The organism is Brevibacterium senegalense (assembly GCF_000285835.1).
Taxonomy (GTDB): Bacteria; Actinomycetota; Actinomycetes; order Actinomycetales; family Brevibacteriaceae; genus Brevibacterium; species Brevibacterium senegalense.
In genome coordinates this window covers 389,873-405,227 of record NZ_HE978601.1, presented here as the reverse complement: position 1 = coordinate 405,227, position 15,355 = coordinate 389,873, and the positions used below count along the sequence as shown (strand labels likewise).

Below are 15,355 nucleotides of genomic sequence, written 5' to 3'. Positions count from 1 at the left end.
GGGCGACAATGGCGTTCCGCAGGATGACAAGAGCACTGGGTGTGGTGGCGATCGTGACACTGGGCGTGAGCGCATGTGGAGCGACATAAGCGGAGCCCGGTGAAGGCCCCTCGGCAGGGGCGGCCAGCGGAGACACGGACTGGAGTGACTGCACGCCCGGTGAAGAATCTGCGGAGGTGGATCTGGCCTCGGAGGAGGACAAGGAGATCACGATCGGAGCCTTCAACGGCTGGGATGAGTCGTATGCTGCCGCCTACAACACGAAGTACGCGCTCGAGCAGGATGGCTTCACCGTCGCCGTCGAGTCCTTCGACGCCGGTCCCGCCTTCACGGCGGTGTCCCAGGGCGACATCGACTTCATCATGGATGGCTGGCTGCCCGTCACGCACGAGGACTACATCCAGCAGTTCGGCGACGACATGGAGGCGCAGGGCTGCTGGTACATCGACGCGAAGAACACCATCGCGGTGAACGAGGACTCACCCGCCCAGTCGATGGCTGATCTCGCGGACATGGCCGACGAGTACGGCAGCACGATCTACGGCATCGAGGCCGGTGCCGGACTCACCCGGATGATGCAGGACAACATGATCCCCACCTATGGGCTGGAGGACTGGGACTTCAAGATCTCCTCGACCCCGGCGATGCTGGCACAGCTGGCATCCTCGACGGACGCGGGCGAGAACATCGTCGTGACGCTGTGGCGCCCGCACTGGGCGTACGACGCATTCCCCGTGCGCGACCTGGAGGACCCGGAGGGGGCGATGGGTGCGGGCGAGGTCGTCTACAACTTCTCCTACGCCGGCTTCACGGAAGATCATCCGCAGGTCTCGCAGCTGCTGAAGAACCTCGTCATCTCCGACGAGGACCTGGCGAGCATGGAGAACATCATGTTCTCCGATGACCACTACGGCGGGGAGGATCCGGACGGTGCCGTCGCAGAGTGGGTCGAGGAGAACGACAGCTTCGTCAGCGACTGGAAGGCTGGCGCGCTGGCGGGCTGATACTCCTGCGTGACGATCTGTGACACTCTATGACGTGAAGTGTCGCAATACGTCCCCCTCCGAGGGTGCGGACCCGAAACTGAGATGTTCTCTCAGCCGTCGGAAGGTCCATGCATGTCCTCGAGCAGTAATCGCCCGCCCCTCGAAGGGGTCACCGTCGTCGAGATCGGGGTCTTCATGGCGGGCCCGTTCGCCACGCTGCAGCTGGCGGACCTGGGCGCCCGCGTCGTCAAGGTCGAGACGCCCGGCAGCGGCGACCAGACTCGCACCGTCGGCCCCTTCATCGAGGGCGAGTCGAGCGCCTTCATGCGTCTCAACCGGAACAAGGAGTCCGTCGAGATCGACCTGAAGTCCGCGGAGGGTGCCGCCCGGCTGCGCGCGCTCCTGGCGCAGGCGGATGTGCTCGTGGAGAACCTGCGCCCCGGCGCGCTCGCCCGCATGGGCTTCGGCTACGACGACCTCAAGGACGAGTTCCCCGGCCTCGTGTACGCCTCTGCGTCCGGCTGGGGGCAGGACGGGCCGCTCGCCGCGAACGCGGGCCTCGACATCATGGCGCAGGCCAGGTCCGGACTCATGAGCATCACGGGCTTCCCGGACGGCGAGCCCGTCAAGCTGGGCGTACCCGTCGCAGACCTCAGCTGCGCCCTCTACGTGACGATCGCGGTGCTCGCGGCACTGCGCGAGCGCGACCGGTCCGGCCTGGGCCAGGCGATCGACGTGTCGCTCTTCGAGTCCGCGGTGTCGCTGGCCGTGTGGGAGGCCGGCTCCTATTACGCGACCGGTCAGGTCGCGAAGCCGCAGGGCTCCGCACACCAGGCGTCCGCCCCGTACCAGGCCGTGGCGACGTCCGACGGCTACGTGACGATCGGTGCGAACACGCAGCGCAACTGGGCGCGCTTCTGCGTGGCGCTGGGCCTCGACGAGCTGGTCGAGGACGAGCGCTTCCTCACCCCCACCCAGCGCATGGAGAACCGCGGCGCGCTCATCGCCCGCATCGAGGACGACTTCCGCGGCCGGACGGTCGCCGAGGTCGTCGCCCTCCTGGATGAGGCCGGCGTTCCGGCCGCGCCCATCAACACGTTCCCGCAGGTCTTCGCGGACGAGCACCTGCACGCGCGCGACTTCTTCTGGAGCGCCCCGCACCCCACCGCGGGTGCGGTCGAGCAGCTGGGCAGCCCCATGCGCCTGTCCCGCACCCCTGTGGTCCGCGGTGCCGCGGGCCCCGTCCTGGGCGCGGACACGGGTGCCGTGCTGGGTGGCCTGGGGGCCTCGGCGGCGGCCGGTGCAGGCGCTGGCAGCACCGGTGCGGATCGTGCGGAGGGGGACCAGTGATCGAGGAGCTGGCCGGCGGCGATCTGCTCGTCGAGCAGCGCGAGAGCGCGCTGCACGTGACGTTCAACCGCCCGCGGGCGCGCAACGCGATGACGAACGCGATGTACGACGCGCTCGTGACCGTGTGCGAGCGAGCGGATGCGGACGAGACCGTCCGCAGCGTCGTGCTGCGCGGCGCGGGGGACCGGGCGTTCGTCGCGGGGACGGACATCACGCAGTTCCGCGGCTTCACCGGTGAGGACGGGATCGCCTACGAGGAGCGGATCGCGGGGGTCCTCGACCGCCTGCGCGCCGTCGAGGTGCCCGTCATCGCCGTCATCGACGGGCACTGCGTGGGCGGCGGCCTGGGCATCGCGACGTGCGCGGACCTGCGCCTTGTGACGTCGCAGGCATCCTTCGGGATGCCGATCGCCCGCACACTGGGCAACACGCTGGCGGCCGGGACCCTGCGGCGCCTCGTCGGGCTGCTGGGCGAGTCCTGGGTGGTGCGGCTCGTGCTGGCTGGCGAGCGGATCTCCGCTCAGCAGGCAGATGCCTCCGGGTTCGCGCGTCTGGTCGAGACCGACATCGACGAGGCGGCGGCTGAGCTGACCCGCACGATCGCCGCATCCGCCCCGCTCACGCTGTGGTCGATCAAGGAGCTCCTGCGCCGCGGTGCGGGATCGCAGGACGTCGACGATGCAGACGTCATCACCCGCATCTACGGCAGCGACGACTTCGCCGGAGCCGTCGACGCCTTCCTTACGAAGACTTCTTGGGACTGGCAGGGTCGCTGACCCCCGTCCCCTCTCACGATCATGAAAGGAGCTCACGACTGTGAGCGATACGAACACCGACCAGTCCGAGCTGCGGGCCTCCCTCGCGCAGAGTGCCAAGCGGAGGAAGTCCACGATCGCGGCCATCTCCGGCGGGCTCGCCGCCGCACTCGTCGCGGGTGTCGTCAGCATCATCGTCGTCCGCGGGAACAGCGGTGACGACGCGGAAGCGGCGGGCGATCGCCTGAGCCTGACGCTGGCCACCGACGAGGACTCCACGACCAACGACACGATCGCGGAGGTGGCCGGCGAGAACGGCCTCGACGTCGAGTGGGTCAACCTGGACGACTGGGTGCTGCCCAACACCGAGGTCGTGGGCGGGTCCATGGACGGCAACGCCTTCCAGCACGTCATGTACCTCTCGACTTTCGACGTCGAGAACAACGCGGACCTGGTCCCCGTCTTCAGCACCTTCGTGAGCAACTGGGGCGTGTTCTCGGCGACGGTCGACTCGCTGGACGACCTGCCGGACGGCGCGCGGATCGCGATCCCGGACGATGCGAGCAACGGCGGCCGGGCACTGATCATCCTGCAGGCTGCCGGACTCATCGAGCTCGACGAGTCCGCGGGCTCGCTCGCGACGACCTCGGACATCACGGAGAATCCGAAGGACCTCGAGTTCACGGAGATCTCCGCCCAGTCGATCCCGCAGCAGTTCGACGACCCGTCGCTCGATGCGGTCGTCGTGGGCGTCCATCACTTCGACCCGTCGCAGGAGATCACCGTCGACGACGCGCTCTACATCTTCGACCCGGAGTCCGACGCGAACCTGCCCTACATCAACGTCGTCGCGACCCGTGCCGACAACGTCGACGACCCGGCGTGGCAGGTCCTCGAGGAGGCGTACGACGATCCGCGGGTCCTCGACGCGCTCGCGGAGGAGTACTCCGGCACGCAGACCCGCGTCGACATCGACCGGGACGTGCTCCATGGCGAACTCGACCGGCTCGTGGCCGAGGCCGGGGGCGAGGACTGATGTCGAAGCCCGTCGTCTTCGAGGGGGTCTCGAAGTCCTTCGAGCACCGCGGGCGCACCGTGCAGGCGCTCACGGACGTGTCGCTGCGCATCGAACCCGGGGACATCTACGCGATCGTCGGGTACTCCGGCGCCGGCAAGTCGACGCTGCTGCGCACCGTCAACGCACTCGAGAGGCCCACCTCCGGCTCCGTGTTCGTGGGAGAGCAGGAGATGTCGTCGCTGCGGGGGAAGGAGCTCCTGGCCGCCCGCCAGCGGATCGGCATGGTGTTCCAGCAGTTCAACCTCCTGAAGTCCCGCACCGTCTACAAGAACATCGCGTACCCGCTGCGTCTCGCGGGCCTGGGCGAGTCGGAGACGATCGACCGCGTCGAGGAGCTGCTCGATTTCGTGGGTCTCTCCGACAAGGCGCTCCAGTACCCCAGTCAGCTGTCCGGCGGGCAGAAGCAGCGCGTGGGCATCGCCCGGGCGCTCGCGACCCGCCCGGACGTGCTGATCTCCGATGAGGCGACGAGCGCGCTGGATCCGGAGACGACCCTGGAGGTGCTGGGTCTGCTCAAGCGGGTCAACGAGGAGTACGGGGTCACCGTCCTCCTGGTGACCCACGAGATGGACGCGGTGCGCGAGATCGCGGACAAGGTGGCCGTCATGCAGAACGGGCGGGTCATCGAGGAGGGCAGCGCGTACCGCGTCTTCTCGGACCCGCAGACGGAGACCGCGCAGAAGTTCGTCGCCTCCGTCCTGCGCCACCGGCCGGACGAGCGGTCGCTCTACGCCATCCGCCGCATCCACACGGGTCGACTCGTGGAGGTGCGGGTGGGCGACCGGGAGACGAACGACCCGTTCCTCTCGCGGATCGCGCGTGAGCACGACGTCGACTTCAACATCGTCTACGGCGGTGTGAGCGAGTCGAAGGACAACCTGTTCGGCCGACTCACGGTCGAACTCCTGGGGAAGGACCAGGACGTCGACGCGGCGATCGCGTCGCTGCAGACGATCACGGACGTCGAGGAGGTCGCGCACTGATGCGACAGACGGATTTCAGCGCCTTCCTGCCGCGGCTGGCCGATGCGATCTTCGAGACGCTGCTCATGGTGTCCGTGTCGTTCGTCATCGCGGGCGTCGTCGGCATCCTCCTGGGCCTAGTGCTCTACGCGACCCGGCCGGGGAACCTCCTGGAGAACCGGGTGGTCTTCGGCATCCTCAACTTCGTCATCAACATCGTCCGGCCGATCCCGTTCCTCATCGTCGCCGTGTCGCTCATCCCGCTCACGCGCCTCATCATCGGCACGAGCATCGGACCGATCGCCGCGATCGTCCCGCTCACCGTCGTCGCGAGCGTGTCGATCGCCCGCATCGCGGAGTCGAACCTCGTGGCCGTGGACCCGGGTGCGATCGAGGCGGGCGCCGCGATGGGCGCGAGCCCGCTGCGGATCCTCTTCACGATCGTCGTGCCCGAGGCGCTGGGCCCGCTCACGCTGGGCATGACGTACATCTTCGTGGCGCTCGTCGACTCGACCGCCGTCGCCGGCGTGATCGGCGGCGGAGGCTTGGGCGACCTGGCCATGCGCTACGGCTACCAGCGCTTCGACTGGGTCGTCGTCGCCGTCATCGTCGTCGTGCTCGTCCTCCTCGTGCAGTTCGCCCAGGCGCTGGGCAACTGGATCGCCCGCAAGGTCATGCACTGACCCCGCCTGCCTGACCGCGCGGAGGGTTCTCGCTGAGCGGCCTGCTGTTGCGCATCGTGCAAGCGTTGCCCATTTTGCTCACGATCGCGTAACGGCTGTGCCGTACGGTGAGATAGGGCGTGACGCTCATCACATTAGACGGCAGGCTGTGGCCAGGTTCTGCACGGGCGTGCCCGGGCTCCGGACGGGGAGCCGCGCAGATGTCTGAGGGGAGTGCGCCGATGGCGTTCCGCAGGATGATGACAGCAGTGGGTGCCGCCGCGATCGTGGCGCTGGGCGTGAGCGCGTGCGGCGCGACGGACGCGGACGCGGGTGGTGATGCGACGGATGAGGCCGCCGTGGGCGAGACCGACTGGAGCGCCTGCACGCCGGGCGAGGAGTCCGCGGAGGTCGATCTGTCCGGGGCTGAGGACAAGGACATCAAGATCGGCGCGTTCAACGGCTGGGACGAGTCGTACGCCGCCGCGTACATCACGAAGTACGCGCTCGAGCAGGACGGATACTCCGTGTCCGTCGAGTCCTTCGATGCGGGACCCGCCTTCACCGCGGTGTCCCAGGGCGACATCGACTTCATCATGGATGGCTGGCTGCCCGTCACGCACGAGGACTACATCGCCCAGTTCGGCGACGACATGGAGGCGCAGGGCTGCTGGTACACCGGCGCGAAGAACACGATCGCCGTGAACGAGGACTCGCCGGCCCAGTCCCTTGCGGACCTCAGGGACATGAGCGACGAGTACGGCAGCACGATCTACGGCATCGAGGCGGGCGCGGGCCTCACCCGGATGACCGAGGAGGACATGATCCCCACGTACGGCCTGGAGGACTGGGACTTCAAGATCTCCTCGACGCCCGCGATGCTCGCGCAGCTGCAGTCCTCGACGAATGCGGACGAGAACATCGTCGTGACGCTGTGGCGCCCGCACTGGGCGTATGACGCCTTCCCGGTGCGCGACCTCGAGGACCCCGAGGGCGCGATGGGCGCCGGTGAGGTTATCTACAACTTCGCCTACTCCGGATTCGGCGAGGAACACCCGGAGGTCTCCCAGCTGCTCAAGAACCTCGTGATCGGCGACGAGACGCTTGCGAGCATGGAGAACATCATGTTCTCCGACGAGCACTACGGCGGAGAGAACCTGGACGACGCGGTCGCCGAGTGGGTCGAGGAGAACGACGGTTTCGTCGACGACTGGAAGGCGGGTGCGCTGGCGGGCTGACGCGCACGGGCCGGCTGACCGGACGCCGGCCGTGACGTTCTGGGACGCACTGTGACGTCGTGGGTCGCAGTGCGTCCCCTGCTGTCTGCGCCGGCGTGAGACTGGTGCGTCCCGTCATCGTCGGAAGGCCCCGGATGCCATCGCCACACCCTCTCCCCCGTTCCGTGCCGCAGCTGAACCCGTCGGAGTCGCCCCTGCCGCGGCGGACCGTCGCCTGTCTGCTGCGGGAGGTCAGGCCTGATGCCCAAGGCCGTCACCTTCGAGCGGGTGTCGAAGTCCTTCAAGCACCGCGGCCGGACCGTGCAGGAGCTGGACGATGTGTCGCTGTCGATCGACCCGGGCGACATCTATGCGATCGTCGGTTACTCCGGAGCGGGGAAATCGACACCTCTGCGCACCGTCAACGCTCTCGAGCGGCCGACGACCGGATCCGTGTACGTGGGAGACCAGGACATGACGCAGCTGCGGGGGAGAGATCTCCCGTCCGCCCGCCAGCAGATCGGCATGATGTTCCAGCAGTTCAACCTGCTCCGCCTCCGTTCCGTCTACAAGAACATCGCCTACCCGCTGCGACTGGCGGGGCTGAGCGAATCCGCGACGATCGACCGCGTCGAGGAGCTGCTGGACTTCGTGGGCCTGTCCGACAAGGCGCTCCAGTACCCCAGTCAGCTGTCCGGCGGGCAGAAGCAGCGTGTGGGCATCGCCCGGGCGCTCGCGACCCGTCCGGACGTGCTGATCTCCGATGAGGCGACGAGCGCGCTGGATCCGGAGACGACCCTGGAGGTGCTGGGTCTGCTCAAGCGGGTCAACGAGGAGTACGGGGTCACCGTCCTCCTGGTGACCCACGAGATGGACGCGGTGCGCGAGATCGCGGATCGCTCGCGAGCACGGTGTCGACTTCAACATCGTCTACGGCGGCGTGAGCGAGTCGAAGGACACGCTGTTCGGCCGGTTGACGGTCGAGCTGCTGGGCGGGGAGCAGGATGTCGCGGCGACGATCGCGTCGCTGCGGGAGATCACCGACATCGAGGAGGTCGCAGTCTGATGCGCCAGACTGATTTCTCTGCGTTCCTGCCGCGCCTGGGCGATGCGATCTTCGAGACGCTCCTCATGGTGTCCGTCTCGTTCCTGCTGGCCGGAGTGATCGGGATACTCCTGGGCCTCGTCCTCTACGCGACCCGCCGTGGCAACCTGCTGGAGAACCGCGCGGTGTTCGCCGTCCTCAACGTCGTCGTCAACATCGTCCGGCCGATCCCGTTCCTCATCGTCGCGGTGTCCCTCATCCCGCTCACCCTGGGCATGACCTACATCTTCGTGGCGCTCGTGGACGCGACAGCCGTCGCCGGGGTGATCGGCGGCGGAGGCCTGGGTGACCTCGCCATGCGGTACGGCTACCAGCGCTTCGACTGGGGCGTCGTCGCCGTCATCGTCGTCGTGCTCGTCGTGCTCGTCCAGTTCGCGCAGGCCCTGGGCAACTGGATCGCGCGGCGCGTTATGCACTGACGCGGCGCCCGCACGGAGCGCTCTGGGCCCCTCGGTTCAGAGCGCTCCGTTCCTCTTGAGAGTCCTTCTGCCCACCAGCCACAGGACCAGACCCACGATGCAGGCGATGCCGAACAATGACACGCCGGCGGATGCGACGGACAGCCAGACGAACCGGCCCTGCATCTGGACGAGGAGGGTCGGCGGGGCGACCACGACCTCGGCGTCTGCGGGGGTGGGATCGCAGGTGACGGTGTAGGTGCCCGTCTCCCGGGCACGGAAGCCGTCGTCTGCGACGTGGGGGTCGCCGCCTTCCGTGATGGTCTGGGCGCCGCGGATGGGCAATTGCTCCGCATCCGGACCTTCGACCGTGCAGTTCGACTCCGCCAGCGGGGTGTACGAGGTCTCCACCGCGCCATCGCGGCCCGTGTCCTCGTGGGCCTCCGCCGGGATGAAGAAGTAGCGGCGCTCATCTTCCTCGAGGCTCACCTCGACGGAGCCGTCCACGGTCTGACGCTCGCCCGAGGGCGCTGCCGCGGGATCCAGGATCTGCCAGATGAGCGCCACCACGACCAGTGCGCCCGCCACGGACAGGGCGAGCCCGATCAAGAAGACCGCTCGGCCCACTCCGCGCATGCGCAGGCCCGGCGGCGGAGCCGGTGTCGATGCGGAGCTCACAGCGCTCCGTGCTTCCGGAGCATGCTCCTGCCCACCAGCCACAGGATCAGGCCCACGATGCTGGCGAAGACGGACAGCGTGCCGATCGCGGTGGGGACGCCGATCCCGATGACCATGCCCGGCGTCGGGGTGTCCGGTGCCTGGGAGACGAGGAGGATCACGACGCCCGTGCACACCAGCACCAGTGCGAGCCCTCCCCAGAGGATCGCTCGTCCGGCCGTGCGCACGCCGTGTCCGGGTGGCCGCCCAATTGTCGACGCGGCGCTCACAGCGCGCCGTGCTTCCGCAGTGTGCTCCTGCCCACCAGCCAGAGGACCAGACCCAGGACGGTGAGGAGGCCGAAGCCCAGCCCGCCGAAGACGGCGATGAGGACGCCGCCCACTCCGCCCACGATCTGGCCCACCGCGATCGGCGGGGCGACCGTGACCTGGGCGTCTGCGGGGGTGGGATCGCAGGTGACGGTGTAGGTGCCGGACTCGCGGGCGATGAAGCCGCCATCGGCGATGTGGGGACGGCCGTTCTCCGTGAACTGATGAGTGCCGCTGACCTGCAGCTCCTCTGCCTGGGGCCCCTCGACCGTGCAGTTCGACTCCGCCAACGGGGTGTACGACGTGTCCGTCTCGCCGTCGCTGCCGGTGGAGTGGTGTGCCTCAGCAGGGACGAAGAAGAGTCGGCGCTCGTTCTGCTGGACGCTCACCTGGGCGGAACCGTCGACGGGGATGCGATTGCCGGCGGACTCCGCCACCCGGGAGAAGCCCATGACCGCGACGATGACGCCCACCGTCACGCTCGCCAGCACCAGCACGAGTCCGATCCAGAAGAGCACGCGACCGATCCCGCGCATCCGCTTCCCGGGCGGCGGGCCGCTGCGTCCGGGGTGGGGGTGGGGCGCGGTGGTGGCCATGGTGTCTCCGATCGGTGGGGGTCGTCCGCCTCGATTGTCTCGTGACCGCGCTGTGGAATCCGTGCCCGTCGTGTGACGATCCGGTGACACGGGCGCGAGCGATGTCCATTCAGGGGTGCCGCCGGACCCGTCCCCGCGCGTACGGTGGGACCATGACTGGATACGCGGGACAGGCACTGCTGGACGCTCTCGACGCGCACGGACTGGAGGACTGGCAGGGACTGCCGGGCGGTCTGCGCGCGCGCTTCGCCACGGGTGACTTCATGACCGGCCTGGGGCTGGTGCAGGAGATCGCCCGCCTGGCGGAGGACGCGAACCACCACCCCGACGTCACCCTCACGTTCCCCACGGTCGGCGTGAGTCTCATCAGCCACGACGTGGATGCGGTGACGGACCGTGATCTGACGCTGGCCGGCCGCATCAGCGCGCTCGCCCGCGAGCAGGGGATCGCCGCGGACTCCCGTGGCCTGCAGGTCGTCGACCTGGGGCTCGACACCGCGGACTCCGCCCGGATCGCCCCGTTCTGGGCCGCACTGCTGACCGGTGACGCCTCGAACGTGGGCGAGAAGGGTGTCATCGATCCCACCGGGCAGTCGCCGCGGGTCTGGTTCCAGCCGGCGGACCCGCACGAGGTTGCCCACCAGCGCTTCCACCCGGACGTCTGGGTCCCCGCCGCCGAGGCCGCAGACCGCATCCGTGCCGCCGTCGCCGCCGGCGGTCGCATCGTCGACGACTCGGCTCTGCCCCGGTTCACCGTCCTCACGGATCCGGACGGCAACCGCGCGTGCGTCTGCTCGCTCGAGGGACGCTGACGATGACGGAGACGCAGACGCAGATGGCAGCGCTGACCCGGGACGATGTCCGCGAGGCGCGCGAGAGGATCGGTGCTCGCGTGCGCCGCACGCCGCTCCTGCACGCAAGTGAGATCGCGACGGCTGGAGCACCCGCGACGCTCCTCCTCAAGTGCGAGTACCTCCAGCACACGGGCTCGTTCAAGGCGCGCGGTGCCTTCAACCGGGTGCTCGCCACCCTGGAGCGCGGCGAGCTGGACCCGGAGGTGGGCATCGTCGTCGCCTCCGGCGGGAACGCGGGCATGGCCAATGCGTTCGCCGCGCGGCAGGCGGGGGTCCCGGCCACCGTGTTCGTGCCGGAGACCGCACCGTCGGTCAAGGTCGCCCGACTCCAGTCGTACGGGGCGACCGTGCGGCAGGTGGGGACCGAGTACGCCCAGGCGTTCGAGGCGGCGATGGAGCACACGCAGCGCACCGGCGCCGTGTACTGCCACGCCTACGATCAGCAGGAGATCGTCGCCGGAGCGGGCACGATGACAGAGGAGATCCTCGAGGACGACCCGGCGGTCGACACGATCATCGTCGCAGTGGGCGGCGGCGGACTGCTGGCCGGCACACTGGCCTCGGCCGCGGGCAGGGCCGGTGTGGTGGCAGTCGAGCCGGCCACGGCCTCGGCGGTCCACGCGGCGCTGGAAGCCGGGGAGCCCGTTGATGTCCCCGTGTCCGGAGTGGCGGCGGACTCGCTGGGTGCCCGGCGCGTGGGCGACATCGCGTTCGACACAGCTTCGCGGGTGGGTGTCACGAGCCTGCTGGTCGAGGACGAGGCGATCATCGCGGCCCGGAAGGCCCTGTGGGAGGACTTCCGCATCGCCGCGGAGCACGGCGCGGCCGCCGCGTACGCCGCCCTGCTGGACGGTGCCTACACGCCGCAGGCGGGCGAGCGGATCGCCGTCGTGGTGTGCGGCGCGAACACGGACCCCGCCACGCTCTGAGCGCGACGGGGCCCGGTGCGGCCGTGCGGGGAATGCGGCCGTGCGGTCAGAGACCCGCGGACTCGAAGGCGATCCGGTCCGCCTCGCGCAGGATCGCCGCGGACGCGTCCAGCTGCTCCTGCTCCTGCGGCGTGAGCTCCGGGACCAGCACGCGGACGGCGCCGCCGCGGCCCAGCACGGTGGGCAGGCCCACGAAGGTGCCGTACTCCTCGCGGTAGGAGGCGACGGGCATGATCGCGTGTGAGTCGTCCGCGATCGCCTCCGTGATCTGACCGACGACCGCGCCGATCCCGTGCTGGCTGGCGCCGATGCCCTCGATGATGGAGATGTTCGAGTACGTGACGGCCTCGCGGATGCGTGACTGGACGGTCTCGACGCCCTCACCGGACTCCTCGATGAGATCGAGGACGCGACGGCCGCCCACGCGGGCGGTGGACCAGGCGTAGACCGCCGAGGTCCCGTGCTCTCCCAGCACCACGGCATCGACCGCGCTGGCCGGCACGCCCAGCTCCTGCCCGATCCGGTAGCGGAACCGCAGGGAGTCGATCGTGGTGCCGGAGGACAGGATCGTCATCTCCGGGGCCAGGCGACGGGCCAGGGCGGCGAGCGGGTCCGGGGGATCCGTCACGACCAGGACGGTGGCGGTGGGGTCGACCTCGCGCAGCTGCCCGATCATGTCCGCGTACGCACGTGCGTTGGCGGGAATGAGCCGGCGGCGGCCCTGGTCGTCGGAGCGGTCGGTCGCGCCGCCGTCCTTCTCGTTCACGCCGGCGGTGATGATGACGAGGTCCGCGCCGGCCAGGTCTTCGTAATGGCCGGCGCGCACGCGGGCACGGGACGTCGCGGCCGCCGCATACGTGAAGTCCTCCGCCAGGCCCACGGCACGCGCATGCGTGCGGTTGACGACGATGATCTCCGGGTCCAGGCCGGTGGGGGCGATGAGCGAGGCGATCGTGGCCGCCGTGACGGCGCCCGCGCCGATGATGCCGATGCGTGTCATGACTGTCTCCTCGTCCGTGAGGGGTCGATGCTGGGGCACATCACGGTCAGAGTAGGGGATCGATTCCGATAAGTGAAGCAGAGATTTCGCACTGCGGAGTGTTGGGTAGGTGATTCGGTGGGACACCGGAGGCATGTCTGGATCGCACTGGATCGGTGCTCCGTGTCACGGCACGTCATCTGAGGAATACGTGACCGTGCCGAAGGGTTGCGGCGGGTATGACGCAGACCCTCGTGCAGGTACCCAACTCGTCCGACACGCTCCTGGACGGCGCGGATCCCAGCCCCCTGTACTAGCCCTACACACTGTCCGGAGTGGACCTCCGCAACCGGTTCGTCATGGCGCCGATGACCCGCAGCTTCTCACCCGGAGGTGTCCCCGGAGGCGACGTCGTCGACTACTACCGCCGCCGCGCACGGCACCTGGGTCTCATCGTCACGGAGGGCACCTACGTCGGCCACCCGTCTGCGGGCAGCAGCGATCGTGTGCCCCGGATCTACGGGGAGGACGCGCTCGCGGGGTGGAAGCGGGTCGTCGACGCCGTCCATGCGGAGGGCGGACGGATCTTCCCCCAGTTGTGGCACCTGGGTCTCGCCCGCCAGGAAGGCAGTGCGCCCCATCCCGAGGCCCCGATCGTGGGTCCGTCCGGCATCAGCCCCAGCGGCAGGCCGCGCGGGATCGCCGCGAGTGCCGCGGACATCGACGCGATCATCGCATCGTTCGCGCAGGCTGCGGCGGACGCTCAGCGGATCGGGTTCGACGGGGTGGAGCTGCACGGCGCCCACGGTTACCTGCTCGACGCGTTCTTGTGGTCCCGCACCAACCAGCGCGCCGATGGGTACGGGGGCAGCATTGCGGCACGCGCCCGTCTGGGCGCGGAGGTGGCGCGCGCCGTGCGCGACACAGTGGGCCCCGACTTCCCCGTCATGTTCCGGTACTCGCAGTGGAAGGGCGCGGATTTCGACGCGCGCATCGCGGACTCGCCCGCAGATCTCGAGACCGTCCTGACCCCGCTCGCGGATGCGGGCGTGAACACCTTCCACGTGTCGACGCGGCGCTACTGGCTCCCGGCCTTCGAAGACGGGGCCCGCACGCTGGCGGGGTGGACCAAGGCTCTCACGGGGCTGCCCGCCGTCGCGCTCGGCTCAGTCGGTGTGACCTCGCCGTTCTACGAGCCGGATGCGGAGGCGCCGTCACTCAGCCTCACGCGTCTTCTCGAGCTGTTCGAGCGCGGTGAGTTCGACCTCGTCGGTCTGGGCCGGTCCGTGCTGTCGGACCCCGAGTGGACGCTCAAGGTCCGTGAGAACCGCCTCGACGAGATCCGGGCGTACGACAAGGTGCACGAGGCGCATCTCCTCTGAGTCGCAGGTGCGGCACCCCCGTCGTCTAGCTGGGCTGATTCTCACTGCTGCGCGCCTTCGCCCGCAGCGCCAGCACCGTCGTTCGGGACTCGTCGTCCTGCTCCATCGGCTCCTGCCGCCAGCCGCGTCCGTCGCCGTCATGGGCGGCGGCAGCGAGCTGCTGGTCTGAGAGCTCGATGAGGAGGAGACCCCCGGGCTGGATCCAGTCAGAGGCCTCGTCGATGAGTGCACGGAACCAGTGGAGTCCGTCCGGGCCTCCGCTCAGGGCGCTCGGCGGTTCGTGGTCTCTGGCCTCGCGCGGCAGCAGCGTCATGTCGTCGTCCGTCACGTAGGGAGGCACTGCTGCGATCACGTCGACGTGGCCACGGTGGGCGGCAGGGAGTCCTGACAGGACATCCGACGGGAGGGTGGCTCCGCGGCCAGCGAGGTTGGCCGCCGCATGACGGAGCGCGGCCGGGTCCGGCTCGCACGCGAGGACGCGGGTACCGGGGAGCTCGGAGCTCACAAACGCTGCGAGCGGGGCGACTCCCGCGAACGCCTCGACGAATGTGCGGGCGCGTGATCCGGGTGGTCGCCTCAGCTCACCCAGCGCGAGGTCGAGGAGGCGGAGCGTCCGCTGCCGGGGAACGAAGACACCGGGCCCCACTGACAGGCGACGGCCGGCGAACTCGACCCAGCCGACCAGCGGTTCCAGCGGAGCGCCGCCGGCACGGGCCCGCACGAGCTGCGCGAGGCGCTCGGTGTCGTCGCCCGCGGTCTCGCGGAGGATGTCCGCCTCGTCCTCGGCGAACACGCATCCGGCCGCGCGAAGCTGCGCCGTGACCTCCTCGTGCTGCGACGACTGAGCGTCGTCCTGCCGGGGTGCGCGCACACCGACCACGTCAGGGTGCGCAGCGGAGTCGGACTGCATGGTCGTGCCTCCCGGATGTGCCCGCAGACGGCAGTGGTGGGCCTCCGTAGAGAGTTTGAGAACCCTTGCTCGGCCTTGAAAACGGCTCTTCAGAGCTGAGTGTGGGGTGAGGCATCCAGCCCTCCGGCGATCAGGAGCATACGGAGTCTGTAGTGGTCGAAGTTCCGGAACCCGCGAGCGATACGACGGCCGAGCTCTATGATTCC

At 69.2% G+C, this 15,355-nt stretch carries 16 protein-coding genes; 11 read left to right on the top strand and 5 right to left on the bottom strand.

The window, feature by feature from the left end:
• Positions 1–176: 176 nt before the first annotated feature.
• The 8 genes from HGBR_RS16475 (at position 177) to HGBR_RS21135 (ending at position 8,534) form a co-directional block, all read left to right on the top strand.
• Entirely contained in the window at positions 177–1,004 is an 828-nt protein-coding gene (locus HGBR_RS16475; RefSeq protein ID WP_019158222.1) for a glycine betaine ABC transporter substrate-binding protein, read from the top strand.
• 114 nt (positions 1,005–1,118) lie between these two features.
• A complete protein-coding gene (locus HGBR_RS04945) occupies positions 1,119–2,336 on the top strand; it encodes a CaiB/BaiF CoA transferase family protein (RefSeq protein ID WP_019158221.1) in 1,218 nt (405 codons plus the stop codon).
• Entirely contained in the window at positions 2,333–3,112 is a 780-nt protein-coding gene (locus HGBR_RS04940; RefSeq protein ID WP_019158220.1) for an enoyl-CoA hydratase, read from the top strand. Before HGBR_RS04945 ends, HGBR_RS04940 begins: the two co-directional genes overlap by 4 nt.
• Positions 3,113–3,152: 40 nt before the next feature.
• Complete coding sequence (locus tag HGBR_RS04935) at positions 3,153–4,127, top strand: MetQ/NlpA family ABC transporter substrate-binding protein (RefSeq protein WP_019158219.1); 975 nt, start codon at positions 3,153–3,155, stop codon at positions 4,125–4,127.
• Positions 4,127–5,152, top strand: coding sequence for a methionine ABC transporter ATP-binding protein (locus tag HGBR_RS04930; RefSeq protein WP_019158218.1), 1,026 nt, complete (start codon positions 4,127–4,129; stop codon positions 5,150–5,152). Before HGBR_RS04935 ends, HGBR_RS04930 begins: the two co-directional genes overlap by 1 nt.
• On the top strand, positions 5,152–5,814 hold the full coding sequence (locus HGBR_RS04925; protein ID WP_019158217.1) for a methionine ABC transporter permease: 663 nt from the start codon (positions 5,152–5,154) through the stop codon (positions 5,812–5,814). Before HGBR_RS04930 ends, HGBR_RS04925 begins: the two co-directional genes overlap by 1 nt.
• A 221-nt stretch (positions 5,815–6,035) precedes the next feature.
• Positions 6,036–7,031, top strand: coding sequence for a glycine betaine ABC transporter substrate-binding protein (locus tag HGBR_RS04920; protein WP_026077343.1), 996 nt, complete (start codon positions 6,036–6,038; stop codon positions 7,029–7,031).
• 240 nt (positions 7,032–7,271) lie between these two features.
• Positions 7,272–8,534: an ATP-binding cassette domain-containing protein gene (locus HGBR_RS21135; RefSeq protein ID WP_425358362.1), complete on the top strand. Its 1,263-nt coding sequence runs from the start codon at positions 7,272–7,274 to the stop codon at positions 8,532–8,534.
• A 36-nt stretch (positions 8,535–8,570) separates the two neighbouring features.
• Here HGBR_RS21135 and HGBR_RS04905 read toward each other — a convergent pair whose 3' ends face one another.
• From HGBR_RS04905 to HGBR_RS04895, 3 genes are read right to left on the bottom strand one after another with little or no spacing between them, the layout of a single operon-like run.
• Positions 8,571–9,191, bottom strand: a complete 621-nt coding sequence (locus tag HGBR_RS04905) for a hypothetical protein (protein WP_019158215.1) — start codon at positions 9,189–9,191, stop codon at positions 8,571–8,573.
• Complete coding sequence (locus tag HGBR_RS04900; protein WP_019158214.1) at positions 9,188–9,418, bottom strand: hypothetical protein; 231 nt, start codon at positions 9,416–9,418, stop codon at positions 9,188–9,190. The genes HGBR_RS04905 and HGBR_RS04900 overlap by 4 nt, the downstream gene beginning before the upstream one ends.
• A 38-nt stretch (positions 9,419–9,456) precedes the next feature.
• Positions 9,457–10,095 carry a hypothetical protein gene (locus tag HGBR_RS04895; protein ID WP_147522236.1) on the bottom strand — a complete coding sequence of 213 codons (639 nt, stop codon included), beginning with the start codon at positions 10,093–10,095 and terminating at the stop codon, positions 9,457–9,459.
• Positions 10,096–10,247: 152 nt separating this feature from the next.
• On the opposite strand from HGBR_RS04895, the gene HGBR_RS04890 reads away from it, so the two are divergent.
• Complete coding sequence (locus HGBR_RS04890) at positions 10,248–10,907, top strand: VOC family protein (protein WP_019158212.1); 660 nt, start codon at positions 10,248–10,250, stop codon at positions 10,905–10,907.
• A gap of 2 nt (positions 10,908–10,909) precedes the next feature.
• Positions 10,910–11,878: a threonine/serine dehydratase gene (locus HGBR_RS04885; protein WP_019158211.1), complete on the top strand. Its 969-nt coding sequence runs from the start codon at positions 10,910–10,912 to the stop codon at positions 11,876–11,878.
• Positions 11,879–11,924: 46 nt separating this feature from the next.
• Here HGBR_RS04885 and HGBR_RS04880 read toward each other — a convergent pair whose 3' ends face one another.
• Positions 11,925–12,878 (bottom strand): malate dehydrogenase, encoded by a 954-nt coding sequence (locus HGBR_RS04880; RefSeq protein WP_019158210.1) that lies wholly within the window; start codon positions 12,876–12,878, stop codon positions 11,925–11,927.
• Between the two features lie 305 nt (positions 12,879–13,183).
• Between HGBR_RS04880 and HGBR_RS16465 the strand changes: the two genes are divergently transcribed.
• A complete protein-coding gene (locus HGBR_RS16465; protein WP_051013304.1) occupies positions 13,184–14,239 on the top strand; it encodes an NADH:flavin oxidoreductase in 1,056 nt (351 codons plus the stop codon).
• Positions 14,240–14,264: 25 nt separating this feature from the next.
• Here the strand turns inward: HGBR_RS16465 and HGBR_RS16460 are convergent, their stop codons facing one another.
• On the bottom strand, positions 14,265–15,149 hold the full coding sequence (locus HGBR_RS16460) for a class I SAM-dependent methyltransferase (protein WP_019158208.1): 885 nt from the start codon (positions 15,147–15,149) through the stop codon (positions 14,265–14,267).
• Between the last annotated feature and the right edge of the window lie 206 nt (positions 15,150–15,355).